Origin of the sequence: Colwellia sp. 6_MG-2023, assembly GCF_030547765.1 — a bacterium.
In the GTDB taxonomy this organism is placed as follows: Bacteria; Pseudomonadota; Gammaproteobacteria; order Enterobacterales; family Alteromonadaceae; genus Colwellia.
Genome location: NZ_JAUOPP010000044.1, coordinates 1 through 15685, shown reverse-complemented (window position 1 = coordinate 15685; position 15685 = coordinate 1). Strand labels below are relative to the sequence as shown.

Here is a 15685-nt window from a genome sequence, read left to right as displayed (position 1 = left end):
TGAAAGTAGATAACTTATTAAAACAGCCCGTTGATGATTCGTTTTGCCTGAACCCCTTGGAACTGGAGCGCATTGTATAGACTTATCTTATTGGGTCAAGCATAAATATCATTATTTTTGACTTTATTTATTATTTAACGTTTAAGTGTTCAAAGGTTGTTCAATTAAGACAATAAACACTCAAAACAATGACATTACTGGCTTACATTGCCAATCCACCATCAACTTCTACCACTCTGCCAGTAAAAAAATCATTTTCAAAAATGTATTTTGCAGTATGTGCAATCTCCTCTGCTTCGCCTAGACGCCCAACAGGTTTCATTTTTTCTAATCTATCTCGCATTTCCGGTTTCATCGCATCAGTCATAGCTGTACGTATAACACCGGGTGCTATTGCACCAACACGAATACCATGTCGCCCTAACTCTCTTGCCCATGTTGTTGTCATAGCAACCACACCAGCTTTTGCTGCAGCATAATTAGTTTGTCCTATGTTTCCACCACGTGCGATTGATGACATATTAATAATGACACCTTTACGACCAGACTCAATCATATGTACTGCAGCTTCTCTACCACACAGAAAAACACCCGTTAGATTTACATCAATAACAGATTGGAATTGCGCTAATGACATTTTTTTACTTACTACACCATCTTTAGCTTTAACAAACATACCATCTCTCAAGATACCTGCATTGTTAATTAAGCCATCGATACCATTAAAGTCTTCATTAATTTTTTTAAATGTCGATTCAACTTGCTCTTCATTACTTACATTTGCTAAATAGTATTTAACTGTTACGCCTTTTTCTTCAATAAGGGCAACTGTTTCTTGTAATAATGCTTCATTTAAATCAATCAGTGCAATATTGGCTCCATCTTGAGCAAAGTTAATTGCCATTGTACGGCCTAGACCTTGACCACCACCAGTAATGACAATTGTTTTATTCTCTAAGTTCATAATATTCTCTATTTATACTTTATTAATAGTTATTTGTTAAATAGGTTAAATATGCTGGAGAAGTCCTTTCCACCATTACCCGACGCCGCATGCATTACATACAAATTACGTGCTAATGCCCCCATAGGAGTTGATGATTGACTATCAACTGCTGTATCCATAGCTAAACCTAAGTCTTTTGCCATCAAGTCAACCATAAATCCACCTTTATAATCGTTTGATGAGGGAACATTTTCCATTACATCCGGGCACGGATTATAAACATCTAATGTCCAATTACTGCCTGAACTTTCACTCATAATGTTAGATAAAACCTTCGCATCTAGCCCATTTGCTAAACCTAATTGTAATGCTTCACTCGTACCAATCATTAATACAGACAACAACATATTATTACAGGCTTTGGCTATTTGCCCTGCGCCATGATCACCTGCATGGAAAATATTTTTACCCATAGTTTTTAAAATGGGCTCTACTTGGTTAAACTCATCAATAGATCCTCCCACCATAAAGCTTAATGTGCCAGCAACTGCACCGCCAACGCCACCAGATACTGGAGCATCAACAAAATTAATACCTTGGCCTGCTAATGCTGAAGCTACTTTACGTGATGTTGCAGCATCTATAGTTGAAGAATCAATAACTATACTGCCTTTTTCAATATGGTTAATTAACCCGGTTTCAGGTGATAAATAGACCCCATCAACATGCTTTCCTGCAGGTAGCATAGAAACAATAAATTGAGCATTTTTGACACACTCTATTGCACTTGCTTTAGTCGTTGCACCTTCATCAACAACTTGCGCTACAGCAGGCTCAGATAAATCGAAGACACAAACTTGATGTCCTGCTTTAACTAAGTTAATCGCCATAGGGCTCCCCATATTACCTAAACCGATAAATGCTATATTTGCCATTGTTCTTTCCTTATATTTTTATAATGATAGTTTTTGAAATAAACAGTATTTAACATTTTATTCTTTTGAATTTATTCCTAGTAACTAAACCTTAAGTCGTTTATTTCTCAATAACTAAAGGCCTAAATTGACTAGCGGGTGCTCTTCTTTTGCCCACTTAGATTCAAAAAACCAATCCACTACTTTATTATCAACAGTAGCAACAGAGTCAAAATGCCATTGAGGCGAATTATCTTTATCAATAAGAAGTGCTCGTACACCTTCAACAAATTCACCAAACTTGCCTGATTTAGCGGACAGGTTTAACTCCATTCGGAAACAGTCAGCCAAAGATAATGATTTACCTACTTGCAGCTGTCTATATGCAATAGAGGCACTCAAAGCGCTACCATGCGCTAATGATTTTTGTGCTCGATTAAACCATTTGTCTTCACATTCAGCAGTTAATATACTTTTGACAATATCATTAAGGTTATCAAAACTAGTCACTTGATTAATTAAGGCCTTGTGCTCCTTAAGTTTACTATCAGGTAAGTAACTCGCTGAGTCTTGCTCGAAACTTAACAAAAGATTAGTAAGACTTTCATGGTTAGCTTTTGAAGACTCTTGCCAATCTAGTTGAGTTAACAGCTTTATAAATGCATCTTTATTATCATTTGCCACAAAATAATCTGCTAAATGACAATATTTAGCGTCGGCTGCATTGATAGAGGCGCCAGTAATGCCTAAAAATAACCCACAGCTATCTGGCATACGATTTAAAAAATAACTTCCTCCCACATCAGGATAAAGACCAATATTGATTTCAGGCATTGCAATGCGAGAACTCTCAGTCACTACGCGATGGCTACCACCAACCATTAGCCCTAGCCCTCCTCCCATAACAATGCCACTTCCCCATACGATAAAAGGTTTATTGAAAGTATGGATAAGGTAATCTAGTTGATATTCTTTGGTAAAATACTCTATTACTTCTGAAGAATAACCATCTGAATTTTCTTGCGTTTCTAGTTTTTTCATCGCTTGATACATATGTACGATGTCACCACCAGCACAAAAAGCTTTTTCTCCTTCACCTTGTAAAAAAATAGCAGCAATATTTTCTTGTGTTTGCCACTGCTTTAATTTTGGATAGAGTAACTCGATCATGTCAGCGCTTAACGCGTTTAATGATTTTGGTGAATTTAAGGTAATTACCGCTATTGTCTTACCATTATCACAATTAAGTTCATGAAAATTTACTACTTGAGTCATATAAAATTCCTACTTACTTTTCGATCCCGAGCCATAGCTTATTTTTTAAGTACTATTTAGTCTTAAAAATTCATTAAAGCAGTTGTCCAGCAGCTTCAGCTAATAAGCGACGAGCTATAATGACACGCATGATTTCATTCGTACCTTCAAGAATTTGATGGACACGCACATCTCTAAAATGTCGTTCTAATGGGTATTCTTTAATATAACCATAACCACCATGAATTTGCAGTGCAGCATCGCAAACTTGAAAACCAATATCTGTGGCAAAACGTTTTGCCATGGCACAATAAGCTGTCTTCTCTGGATCATTTTTATCTAATTTATAAGCCGCTAATCTTACCAATTGACGTGCAGCAACTAATTCCGTTGCCATATCCGCTAATTTAAACTGTAAGCCTTGAAAAGCAGCAATAGGTTTACCAAATTGCTCTCTTTCTTTCATATATTCCATTGAAATGTTTAAAGCTTGCTGTGCCGTGCCAATAGAACAAGTTGCAATATTAATACGACCACCATCAAGACCTTTCATTGCCATTGAAAAACCGTCACCTTCATCACCTAACAAATTCTCAATAGGAACTTTTACATTATCAAAGGTAATTTGACGCGTAGGTTGAGCATTCCAGCCAAGCTTGTGTTCAGCTTTACCATAAATAATACCATCTAAATTAGCAGGGATAACAATTGCTGAAATACCTTTAGGACCTTCGCCACCGGTACGTACCATTACAACTAAAACATCTGTAGCGCCGGCCCCCGAAATAAAAACTTTAGAGCCATTGATGATATAATTATCACCCTCTTTTTTTGCTGATGTTCTTAATGAAGCCGCATCAGATCCAGCCCCCGGCTCGGTTAAACAATAAGAAGCAAGCTTTTCACCTGTGACTAATGATGGACACCAGGTATCCTTTATAGAGTCCTTGCCCCAGGTTGCTATCATCCATGTTGCCATATTATGAATAGTCATCATGGCAGTGGTAGCCGTACACCCCATAGCTAATTGTTCAAAAATTATAGAGGAATCCAGACGGCTTAGATTTAACCCCCCTGCTGATTCAGGTGTATATAAAGAGCAGAAGCCTAATTCACCAGCTTTAGCAATAACGTCTTTTGGGAAAATACTTTCTTGATCCCATTTAGCACTATTAGGTAATAATTCACTATCACTAAATTGCTTAGCGGTATCAGAAAACATTTGTTGATCTTCAGTTAAGTCAAAATTCATAATATTTCCTAATTAATTATAACATTTCCAAAGCAATGGCCGTTGCTTCACCACCGCCAATGCATAAAGAAGCAACACCTTTGGATAAGCCTTTATTTTTTAAAGCATGAATCAGAGTAACCATAATGCGTGCCCCACTAGCACCTAGTGGATGACCTAATGCGCATGCTCCACCATGAACATTAACTTTATTAATATCTAAACTCATCTCTTTAACCGCGAGCATAGTTACCATTGCAAACGCTTCATTGATTTCAAATAAATCAACATCATCTGCTGCCCAACCTGCTTTTTCTAATAATTTTGTCATTGCACCTACAGGTGCCGCCGTAAATTCAGCTGGTTTTTGTGCATGAGTAGCGTGGGCCACTATTTTACAAAGCGGCGTTAAACCATGCGCTTGCGCAGTTGATAGCTTCATCATAACTAGTGCTGCACCACCATCAGAAATTGAACTAGAATTCGCCGCAGTTATTGTTCCATCTTTTTTGAAAGCGGCTCTTAATGAAGGTATTTTTTCTGGGCGAGCATTACCCGGTTGTTCATCTGTATCTATGATAGTTTCTTGTCGTCTATTTATTACAGTGACGGGTGCTATTTCATTTTTAAAAGCGCCTGACTCAATCGCTGCGTTAGCACGAGATAAAGAGCGGATAGCAAACTCATCCATCGCTTCACGACTAAAACCTGCCTCATCAGCAGTTTCTTGTGCAAAGCAGCCCATAGAAATACCATCATAGGCATTTTCTAAACCATCAAGCATCATATGATCGATTACTTGACCATGCCCCATTCGCATCCCAGATCTAGCATTGGGTAGAAGATAAGGAGCATTACTCATACTTTCCATCCCGCCAGCAACGGCAACTTCAATTGAGCCTGCAAGTAATCCATCATGAGCTTGCATTGCAGCTTTCATACCTGATCCACACACTTTATTAATAGTAGTACAAACCGTTGATAAAGATAAATCCGCGGCAATAGCTGCTTGTCTCGCTGGTGCCTGCTTTAAACCTGCGGGTAAAACACACCCCATGATGACCTCATCGACTTGATCATTGCTTAATTTCGCTTGAGCTACAGCAGCTTTTATCGCGGTTGCACCAAGTTCGGGTGCTGTAACATTTGAAAAACAGCCGCTAAAACCACCCATAGGGGTTCTTAATGCTGAAACAATTACAATAGGATCACTCTGTGACATGATAATCTCCAAAATAAGAAAGATGATATTAATTTTAATAATATTAAGCTAAATAGCCTACAACAATATAACGTTTACGCCAACGTAAACTTTAGTACTAGTCTTTACTCTTATTTACAACGTCGTATTTATTTCGTTACTGTGTGTAAAACAAAGAGTACAAAAAGCTCAAACCCAAATAACTAAGCTAACATTAAAACTAATTTTAAATATTATGATGACATTACTTAAAAACCCACTTTACGTTAACGTAAACTTCCTGTAGAGTTATTTTAACAATAATTGCAAGTAATCAATACCAGATGAATATAAAAAACAAACCAAATCAGACTAACTACTCGATTGGAGAATTATCAAAAGAGTTTGATATTACTACGCGAAGTATTCGTTTTTATGAGGATCAAGGCTTACTTATGCCTTCACGTAAGGGACAAACTCGCATTTATAACCAAAGAGATAGAGTTAGGCTTAAATTAATATTACGTGGTAAACGCCTAGGCTTCTCATTAGCTGAAACAGGAAAATTATTTGAACTGTATGACGCTGATAAGTCTAGTGCAAAACAGTTATCAAGTATGATGGAATTAATCGCAAGCAAAAAAAAATCATTAGAACAACAACTTGCTGATATTAACGATGTATTAATTGAGCTAAATGATTTAGAAGAAAATTGTCAAAACATTTTAACGAAATTAACAAAATAGAAAAACACTAATAATAAATAAACCACTTTAGTTAACCAAATTAAAAAAGGAAAAATCTATGATCTCTTCATTTAACTCACTTAATTTTAACTTAGGCGAAACCGTCGATATGATACGCGATCAAGTGAATGCTTTTGCTCGTGATGAAATCGCACCACGCGCCGAACAAATAGACATAGATAATGAATTTCCAAGTGATTTATGGCGAAAATTTGGTGACATGGGGTTATTAGGGATGACCGTTGAAGAAGAATATGGCGGCTCTGGCTTAGGTTACTTAGAGCATATCGTTGCTATGCAAGAAATTAGTAGAGCTTCTGCTTCTGTCGGCTTAAGTTATGGCGCTATGTCTAATTTATGTTTAAACCAACTGCGCAAAAATGGATCCCATGAACAAAAACTAAAGTACCTTCCTAAACTTTGTACTGGCGAACATATCGGCGCATTGGCGATGAGCGAGCCTAACGCGGGTAGTGATGTTGTTAGTATGAAGCTCTCTGCTAGGAAAGATGGTGATAAATATATTCTTAATGGCAATAAAATGTGGATTACCAATGGTCCAGATGCTGATGTTTATGTGATTTACGCTAAAACAGATACTAGTGCAGGTTCAAAAGGAATTACTGCTTTTATCGTTGAACGTGACTACCCAGGATTTTCCCGTCATCAAAAACTCGATAAATTAGGCATGCGTGGCTCTAATACTTGTGAACTCGTATTTCAAGATTGTGAAGTGCCTGCAGAAAACATCTTAGGTCATGAAGGTAAAGGTGTGCGTGTGCTAATGTCAGGTTTAGATTATGAACGTGTTGTTTTATCTGGTGGTTCGTTAGGCATTATGGATGCTTGCATGGATTTAGTCGTACCTTATATCCATGACAGAAAACAATTTGGCCAATCAATTGGAGAATTTCAATTAGTACAAGGTAAAGTGGCTGACATGTATACGCAAATGAATGCCGCAAAATCATACGCTTATATGGTTGCAGCAGCCTGTGATCGCGGTGAAACGACACGTAAGGATTCCGCTGCCGTTATTTTGTATGCAGCAGAGCTAGCCACCAAAATGGCGCTCGATACAATTCAATTACTTGGCGGCAATGGCTATATCAATGAATTTCCTGCAGGACGTTTATTACGTGACGCTAAACTTTATGAAATTGGCGCCGGTACGTCAGAAATTCGAAGAATGCTGATCGGGCGTGAGTTGTTCAACGAATCAAAGTAATCATTTGTTTTATTGTTAATTAATCCAACTACTTCGTTAAATAATAAGGCTTTCCCGTGGCAAAAATAATTTCAAAAATAAACACTCGCAGTCAAGATTTCTTAGATAATGCTGCTCACATGCAAGCACAAATTGATGATTTACGTGCAAAGATTAGTGAAATAAAACTGGGTGGTGGCGAACGTTCTCGCGAGCGCCATCTTAGCCGAGGAAAATTATTACCTCGTGATCGCGTCAATGCATTAATTGATGAGGGCGCTGCCTTTTTAGAGTTCTCACAACTCGCCGCTTACAAAGTTTATGATGATGATGTGCCTAGTGCAGGTATTATCACTGGCATTGGTCGTGTTAGCGGTCAAGAATGTGTAATAGTTGCTAATGACGCCACCGTAAAAGGTGGCACATATTATCCACTAACAGTAAAAAAGCACCTTAGAGCACAGGCTATCGCACAAGAAAATAATCTTCCTTGTATTTATTTAGTAGATTCTGGCGGAGCTAACTTACCAAATCAAGATGATGTTTTTCCAGACAAGGAACATTTTGGACGTATTTTCTTTAATCAAGCCAATATGTCAGCTAAAAACATCCCACAAATTGCGGTTGTTATGGGTTCATGTACTGCAGGGGGTGCTTATGTGCCAGCAATGGCTGATGAATCTATTATTGTTAAAGAACAAGGCACAATATTTTTAGCCGGACCTCCCCTTGTTAAAGCAGCAACAGGCGAAGTTGTTAGTGCTGAAGATTTAGGTGGTGCAGATGTACATTGTCGCACTTCAGGTGTTACCGATCACTATGCACAAAATGATCATCATGCACTTAAGATTGCACGCTCTGCTATTAAAAATTTAAATAACATAAAGCCTATCAATATTGATATACAAGAAGTTGTTGAGCCTGAATACCCTAGCGAAGATATTTACGGCATTATTCCAAAAGATACTCGCCAACCTTATGACGTACGAGAAATTATTGCTCGCCTGGTGGATGCCAGTGAATTCCATGAATTTAAAGCACTCTATGGTAATACCCTAGTATGTGGCTTCGCTAATATATTCGGCTATCCCATTGGAATTGTCGCCAATAATGGAGTGCTCTTTGGTGAATCAGCCGAGAAAGGTGCGCATTTTATTCAATTATGTGCTCAACGAAAAATTCCACTGGTATTTTTACAAAACATCACCGGTTTTATGGTAGGTAAACAATATGAGTCAGGTGGTATAGCAAAACATGGTGCCAAAATGGTCACGGCTGTTGCAACAGCACAAGTACCTAAATTTACTATTCTGATAGGTGGCAGCTTTGGTGCCGGTAACTATGGTATGTGTGGTAGAGCTTACGATCCTCGTTTCTTATTTATGTGGCCAAATGCACGCATCTCCGTCATGGGTGGCGAACAAGCTGCGGGTGTTATGGCACAAGTAACACGTGATAAAAAAGAAAAGTTGGGTGAAACTTGGAGTGAATCAGACGAACAAGCCTTTAAACAGCCAATTATTGATAATTATGAACATCAAGGTCACCCTTACTTTGCTTCAGCACGATTATGGGATGATGGCATTATAGATCCTGCTGATACTCGTCAAGTATTAGGCTTAGCTATTTCAGCCGCACTAAACTCCCCAATTGATGATACTAAGTTTGGCATCTTTAGAATGTAATACTGGTGTTAAGAGAAAAATAAGGCGCATTAATATGAACACATCTAATGAAAAAGTTTTATTTGCGGTAGATGAGCAAGGTGTTGCTACCGTTACTTTAAATAATCCAGATAAACACAATGCTTTCGATGATGAAATCATAAAACAATTAACAACTATATTTAATGATATTAGTAAGCGCGAAGACATTAGTATCACGGTCCTAGCATCAAACGGAAAAAGCTTTAGTGCGGGTGCCGACCTAGGTTGGATGAAACGTATGGCCAGCTATTCTTATCAGGATAACTTGAAAGATGCTAACGCCCTAGCCCAAATGTTAAAAGCATTAAATTTCCTACCACAAACAACAATAGCCAAAATTCAGGGTGCAGCTTTTGGTGGTGCAGTAGGTTTAGCAAGTTGTTGCGATATTGTTATTGCGAGCACTAAAGCAAGCTTCTGTTTAAGTGAAGTTAAATTAGGTCTTATTCCTGCAACTATCAGTCCTTATGTTGTCGATGCTATCGGGTTAAAGGCGAGTCGTCGTTACTTTCAAACCGCAGAGCGATTTTTCAGTGAAAAAGCACAACAATTGGGCTTAGTTGACGAAATTGTTGATCCTGATGACTTAACCAATGAAGTCAAAAGAATGATAACAATATTACTTGCTAACGGTAGTCAAGCTAGACGAAAAGCAAAAAAACTCAGTCAAGACGTTGCGTTTAAAACCGTAGATGATGCGTTACTAACAAATACCAGTGAGCGAATAGCTGCGATCAGAGTATCAGAAGAAGGTCAAGAAGGCTTAAATGCTTTTTTTGAAAAACGTTTACCAAACTGGCAAAAATAAAAAGTATTAATGGCATTTATTTATAGGCCTGAATTCAAGAGGAAATAACATGTTCAATAAAATATTAATTGCTAATCGTGGTGAAATTGCCTGTCGTATTATAAAAACAGCGAAAAGTATGGGCGTTTTAACCGTAGCTATTTATTCAGATGCAGACAAAAATGCCTTACATGTACAAATGGCCGATGAAGCTATTTATATAGGTCCCTCACCATCACGTGAGAGCTATCTTTTAGGCGATAATGTTATTGCTGCTGCAATTCAAACAGGCGCACAGGCAATTCACCCTGGTTATGGTTTCCTCTCTGAAAATGCCGATTTCTGTCGTTCTTGTGCTAAGCAAAACATTACCTTTATTGGTCCACCGGTAGCTGCAATAGAAGCTATGGGGTCAAAGTCAGCCGCTAAAAACATTATGGAAAAAGCCAACGTACCTTTAGTACCTGGCTACCATGGTGACGACCAATCAAATGAAGTAATTAAAAAAGCTGCTGATGATATGGGCTATCCAGTATTATTAAAAGCGACCGCTGGCGGTGGTGGTAAAGGTATGCGCCAAGTATGGAACGAACAAGAGTTTGCAGAAGGCCTCGCGGCAGCAAAACGAGAAGCAATGTCATCTTTTGGTGACGATACTATGTTAGTAGAGAAATATCTAACTCAGCCTCGTCATGTTGAAATTCAAGTTTTTTGTGATAACCACAACAATGCTGTTTACTTATTCGAACGAGATTGTTCGGTACAACGTCGTCACCAAAAAGTGATTGAAGAAGCCCCGGCTTTTGGTATGAGTGAAGAGTTACGTGCACAGATGGGTGAGTCTGCAATAAAGTCAGCTCAAGCGATTGGTTATCAAGGTGCTGGTACGGTTGAGTTTTTACTTGATGTTGATGGTTCTTTCTATTTTATGGAAATGAATACTCGTCTACAGGTTGAGCATCCAGTCACTGAAATGATTAGTGGCCAAGATTTAGTCGAATGGCAATTTCGTGTTGCCGCTGGTGAAATCTTACCTAAAACGCAAGAGCAACTAGTGCTCAATGGACATGCTTTTGAAGCCCGTATTTATGCCGAAGATCCTAATAAAGACTTTCTTCCGGCAACAGGTAAGCTAAGCTTATTGCAAACGCCTGTTGAAAGTAAGCATGTCCGTATTGATACCGGTGTTCGTCAAGGAGATGAGGTAAGTGTTTATTACGATCCTATGATCGCAAAATTAATTGTATGGGATGAGAATCGTGAAAAAGCACTAACACGTTTGAGCAAAGCATTAAGCGAATATCGTATCAATGGTGTAACAACGAATATTGATTTCCTCTATAACTTAGCAACATCGCAACCATTTATAGATGAAGAAATAGACACGAGTTTTATTGAAAAAAATAATGAGCTTATTTTCAAGAATAAACAACAACTATTACAAAACGAATTACCAATTGCCGCTTTATACCTCATCTTAACAAGGCAACACAAAACCCAAAAAGATGCGCTAAAAAGTAGTGATTCAAATTCACCTTGGCACAATGCCAATGCATGGCGTTTAAATGAACCTTATATACATTCGTTCGTGCTAGCGCATAACGAAACGGAGTATAACGTTGAAATTGAACAAAAAAACCACGGCTCTGATGTCAATTATTCACTGAATGTGAATGGTAAGCAATTTAATTGTCAAGGTAGCCTAAATAACGACCTTCTCATTACCACGATCAATGGTCACCGTAGTACAACAACGGTCAGTCTTATTAATAATAATATTAATTTATACAGAGAAAATGGTGTATTCAACTTTATTCATATTTTACCTGATTGTGGCCAACATGATAATGAAAATGGACATGGTGGTTTAACCGCGCCAATGAATGGCACCATGATTAGTGTATTAGTAAAAGCTGGCGATACCGTTAGTAAAAATCAACCGCTAGTTATTATGGAAGCAATGAAAATGGAACATACGATTAAAGCCCCCAGTTACGGTATCATTAATGAAATATTCTTCCAAGCTGGCGATATGGTTGATGGCGGAGCCGAGTTATTGGCATTTAGCGAACAGATAAATGTCAATGATGAAGCATAAGGAGCTAGCATGAATAACATCTTATCCCCTCTTATGCCTACTCAAGTAAAAATAGTGGAAGTAGGACCAAGAGATGGCTTACAAAACGAAGCTAAGCTAATAAGCGCAAGTGATAAAATCAGCTTAATAGAAAAACTTGTTAGTGCAGGAGTTAGTTATGTAGAAAGCGGCAGTTTTGTGTCTCCTAAGTGGGTACCACAAATGGCAACGTCTACTGAAGTATTTAAAACATTGAATCGTAAGAATAATGTCACTTATGCTGCGCTTACACCTAATATACGCGGGTTTGAAAATGCGATGGCAGTCAATGTTAATGAAGTAGCCATTTTTGGTGCTGCGTCAGAAAGCTTTAGCCAAAAAAATATTAACTGCTCAATTAAAGAAAGCTTAGAACGTTTTATTCCTATTATGGATGCAGCGAAACAAGCCAACGTAAAAGTAAGGGGCTACGTTTCATGTGTTTTAGGCTGCCCTTACGAGGGAGATATAGCACCAGAAGACGTTGCTAAAGTTGCTAAAAAACTCTACGAAATGGGCTGCTATGAAATATCTCTTGGCGATACCATAGGTGTTGGTACACCGGCTAAAGTCACACAAATGATACAAGCGGTTAGTGCTCATGTACCAATAAATAAGCTAGCGGTACATTTTCATGATACCTATGGACAAGCGTTAACCAATATTTACGCAGCTCTTCAAATGGGTATTAAGGTCGTCGATAGTGCTATTGCAGGTTTAGGTGGTTGTCCTTATGCTAAAGGTGCATCAGGTAATGTTGCTACTGAAGATGTTGTTTACATGTTAAATGGTTTAGGTATAGAAACAGGAATAGATTTTACCAAATTGCTTGAAGCTGGTTGGTATATCAGCGAAAAACTAGCTAAAGCGCCAATATCAAAAGTATCAAATGCTTATTTAGCGAATAAAAACACTTAGTATGTTAGCAAAAAATATAATAAACGAATAAAGCATCGAGGAGAAAACAATGGCAGGATTTGACAAAGTAGTTGCTAGTTATGAAGAAGCCATGGCAGGCCTAACTGACAACATGACTGTAATTGCAGGTGGTTTTGGCTTATGTGGAATTCCTGAAAACTTAATTCAGGAAATTAAACGCAAAGGTACAAAAGGTTTAACATTAGTTTCTAATAACTGTGGTGTTGATGATTTTGGCTTAGGAATTTTATTGCCTGATCGCCAGATAAAAAAAATCATTGCTTCTTATGTTGGTGAAAATGCTGAATTTGAGCGTCAAATGATGGCCGGCGAGCTCGATGTAGAGTTAACACCACAAGGAACGTTAGCAGAGAAAATGCGTGCTGGTGGTGCAGGAATACCCGCTTTTTTCACCGCCACAGGCTATGGAACACCTGTTGCAGTAGGGAAAGAAGAAAGAAAGTTTAACGGTCGCCATTATATTCTAGAAGAAGCTATCACTGGAGATTTCGCCATTGTAAAAGCATGGAAAGCGGACCGATACGGTAACTTGGTTTTTAGAAAAACAGCACGTAATTTTAATCCAATGGCAGCAACCGCAGGCAAAATAACCGTTGTTGAAGTAGAGGAAATAGTCGAACCTGGTGAGCTAGACCCTGATCAAATTCATACTGCTGGAATTTATGTCGACAGACTAATTTTAGGCACCTTCGAAAAACGTATTGAACAGCGCACTATTCGCTCATAAGAATAAATTAAATAATAATTAACGGGTGAATAGCTAACTATTATTGTCTATACCACAACAATAAGGTTAACGGAAACCCTAGAGGAGATAGATTATGGCTCTTTCAAGAGAACAACTTGCACAACGTGTAGCTCAAGAACTTCAAGATGGTTATTACGTTAATTTAGGCATAGGTATTCCGACCCTTGTCGCTAATTACGTACCTGAAGGTATCGAAGTTATGCTACAGTCTGAAAATGGCTTATTAGGGATGGGGCAATTTCCAACTGAAGAAGAAATTGATGCCGATCTTATTAATGCAGGTAAACAAACGGTTACCATGGCGACAGGTGCTTCTCTTTTTGATTCTGCCGAGTCATTTGCCATGATCCGAGGTGGTCATGTTGATTTAACGGTACTAGGAGCATTTGAAGTTGATGTCAATGGCAATATTGCTTCCTATATGATCCCTGGAAAGTTAATTAAAGGTATGGGTGGCGCAATGGATCTAGTGGCTGGTGCCGATAATATTATTGTTACCATGACACATGCATCAAAACATGGCGTATCTAAGTTATTAAATAACTGTACACTACCTTTAACAGGAAAAGGGTGTATAAAAAAAGTATTAACAGACTTAGCATATATAGAAATAAAAGAAGGTAAATTTCATTTATTAGAGCGCGCACCAGGCGTATCGGTAGAGGAAATAATAAAACTAACTGAAGGTGAATTAGTTGTAAATGAAAATACACCTGAAATGCAGTTCTAGCCCTTAGCTTGTATGAATAGCATTCAAAGTATAATTATTTAACCTAAAATAGTTATACTTTGATAAAAAGCACCTGAATTACAAATTCCCTCCTCCCCTTATGTAATAATTATATAGACAAATTGTAAGCAAATTGTTTCAACTTGAAATAATGAAAATTTTTTCCTAAATAAATATTTTTTCAACAGATTATCTCTTTATATAACAATAAGCTAAATGATATTTGCATTTCCTTAAAATATTAGAGATAATGTTATTTGACAAAGAAAAGGCAAAGCATATGAAAGTATGCGACGCAAAACCACCGGCCTACGGGATTTTCTAATACTGGAGAATCTACGGCAGCGGAGTCACCTCGTTCATAGGTACATCCCGTGGTTTTTTCTTTTAATAATCCATCTATATAAAGGTTACTAAAATGAAAAAATTATTAATAGCTTCAACCATCACTGTTTTAACTTTAACGTCTGTTGTATCGACACCTAAAGCACAAGCTACTAACATAGCACAAAGTATATGTGAGTATGTGGCTGCTGATGACAAGAAACGCATGCGTTCATTTTTGAAAATGAATAAATTAAAGATTCGTCGTATTTTCGACGGCATTCAGTGTAATGGTAAGAACTTATTAGAGTTTGCATCAGCAAGCGGTTCTGTAGAAACAGGATCTTTGATGATTTCAAAATTACCAAAGAGTGTTGTTTCTGCTAACTTAGCAATGTTACAAACTGGATCGAAACCATTGATTGATGTTGCTAACGAACGCGTTAGCAGCTAATAAATTATTATCAGATAAGAAAACTACTTAATTATTCCATCACCTAGGTGAAAATAGTGACAAGTAGAAGATTAATTGTTAATAATTCTATGTCATTTTAAAAAACCAGCTTTAGCTGGTTTTTTTTTATTTAATTTTCCTTACACTAATACTACTGCTTTTTTATAAGTACAATTTATACTAGTTGTGATAGTTGTATGATCTAATACCAAACGGATTAATTAATCGACCAGTTTAACCCAATCTCTAGTGCATAAACTTTTTACTCTTTCTATATCCCCCATGAAGTTCTTCCATCCCTTTGAACACTGTTCAACAATATTGTAATACCAATTCCGATAATTAGCTGTTCACATTAGCCCACTCCCGATGACAGAGTGATAAGACTCTCTCCTTACTACTT

General features: G+C 37.7%; 14 protein-coding genes and 1 riboswitch. Of the genes, 9 read left to right on the top strand and 5 right to left on the bottom strand.

Annotation, left to right across the window (positions count from 1 at the left end; all coding sequences use genetic code 11):
- Positions 1-202: 202 nt before the first annotated feature.
- The 5 genes from Q4503_RS18430 to Q4503_RS18410 all read right to left on the bottom strand — a co-directional run bounded on the left by Q4503_RS18430 (position 203) and on the right by Q4503_RS18410 (position 5567).
- Positions 203-964 (bottom strand): SDR family oxidoreductase, encoded by a 762-nt coding sequence (locus Q4503_RS18430; RefSeq protein WP_303603148.1) that lies wholly within the window; start codon positions 962-964, stop codon positions 203-205.
- Positions 965-993: 29 nt separating this feature from the next.
- Positions 994-1881 (bottom strand): 3-hydroxyisobutyrate dehydrogenase, encoded by an 888-nt coding sequence (gene mmsB / locus Q4503_RS18425; protein ID WP_303603147.1) that lies wholly within the window; start codon positions 1879-1881, stop codon positions 994-996.
- A gap of 114 nt (positions 1882-1995) precedes the next feature.
- Entirely contained in the window at positions 1996-3135 is a 1140-nt protein-coding gene (locus Q4503_RS18420; protein ID WP_303603146.1) for an enoyl-CoA hydratase/isomerase family protein, read from the bottom strand.
- 73 nt (positions 3136-3208) lie between these two features.
- On the bottom strand, positions 3209-4366 hold the full coding sequence (locus tag Q4503_RS18415; RefSeq protein ID WP_303603145.1) for an acyl-CoA dehydrogenase family protein: 1158 nt from the start codon (positions 4364-4366) through the stop codon (positions 3209-3211).
- Between the two features lie 16 nt (positions 4367-4382).
- On the bottom strand, positions 4383-5567 hold the full coding sequence (locus Q4503_RS18410; RefSeq protein ID WP_303603144.1) for an acetyl-CoA C-acyltransferase: 1185 nt from the start codon (positions 5565-5567) through the stop codon (positions 4383-4385).
- A 302-nt stretch (positions 5568-5869) separates the two neighbouring features.
- On the opposite strand from Q4503_RS18410, the gene Q4503_RS18405 reads away from it, so the two are divergent.
- The 9 genes from Q4503_RS18405 to Q4503_RS18365 all read left to right on the top strand — a co-directional run bounded on the left by Q4503_RS18405 (position 5870) and on the right by Q4503_RS18365 (position 15282).
- Entirely contained in the window at positions 5870-6271 is a 402-nt protein-coding gene (locus Q4503_RS18405; protein WP_215972699.1) for a MerR family DNA-binding transcriptional regulator, read from the top strand.
- A gap of 58 nt (positions 6272-6329) precedes the next feature.
- The gene (locus Q4503_RS18400) at positions 6330-7499 is read left to right on the top strand and encodes an isovaleryl-CoA dehydrogenase (RefSeq protein ID WP_303603143.1); all 1170 of its coding nucleotides are present in this window, start codon (positions 6330-6332) and stop codon (positions 7497-7499) included.
- 56 nt (positions 7500-7555) lie between these two features.
- Positions 7556-9163: a carboxyl transferase domain-containing protein gene (locus Q4503_RS18395; RefSeq protein WP_303603142.1), complete on the top strand. Its 1608-nt coding sequence runs from the start codon at positions 7556-7558 to the stop codon at positions 9161-9163.
- Positions 9164-9197: 34 nt separating this feature from the next.
- Positions 9198-9992 carry an enoyl-CoA hydratase/isomerase family protein gene (locus Q4503_RS18390; protein WP_303603141.1) on the top strand — a complete coding sequence of 265 codons (795 nt, stop codon included), beginning with the start codon at positions 9198-9200 and terminating at the stop codon, positions 9990-9992.
- A 49-nt stretch (positions 9993-10041) separates the two neighbouring features.
- Positions 10042-12069 (top strand): acetyl/propionyl/methylcrotonyl-CoA carboxylase subunit alpha, encoded by a 2028-nt coding sequence (locus tag Q4503_RS18385; RefSeq protein WP_303603140.1) that lies wholly within the window; start codon positions 10042-10044, stop codon positions 12067-12069.
- 9 nt (positions 12070-12078) lie between these two features.
- The gene (locus Q4503_RS18380; protein WP_289847532.1) at positions 12079-13005 is read left to right on the top strand and encodes a hydroxymethylglutaryl-CoA lyase; all 927 of its coding nucleotides are present in this window, start codon (positions 12079-12081) and stop codon (positions 13003-13005) included.
- 49 nt (positions 13006-13054) lie between these two features.
- Positions 13055-13753 (top strand): CoA transferase subunit A, encoded by a 699-nt coding sequence (locus tag Q4503_RS18375; protein ID WP_215972704.1) that lies wholly within the window; start codon positions 13055-13057, stop codon positions 13751-13753.
- A 94-nt stretch (positions 13754-13847) separates the two neighbouring features.
- Positions 13848-14504, top strand: a complete 657-nt coding sequence (locus tag Q4503_RS18370; RefSeq protein ID WP_303603139.1) for a 3-oxoacid CoA-transferase subunit B — start codon at positions 13848-13850, stop codon at positions 14502-14504.
- Between the two features lie 260 nt (positions 14505-14764).
- Positions 14765-14862, top strand: a riboswitch (cyclic di-GMP riboswitch).
- 60 nt (positions 14863-14922) lie between these two features.
- Positions 14923-15282 (top strand): DUF3718 domain-containing protein, encoded by a 360-nt coding sequence (locus Q4503_RS18365; RefSeq protein WP_215972706.1) that lies wholly within the window; start codon positions 14923-14925, stop codon positions 15280-15282.
- Positions 15283-15685 lie beyond the last annotated feature (403 nt).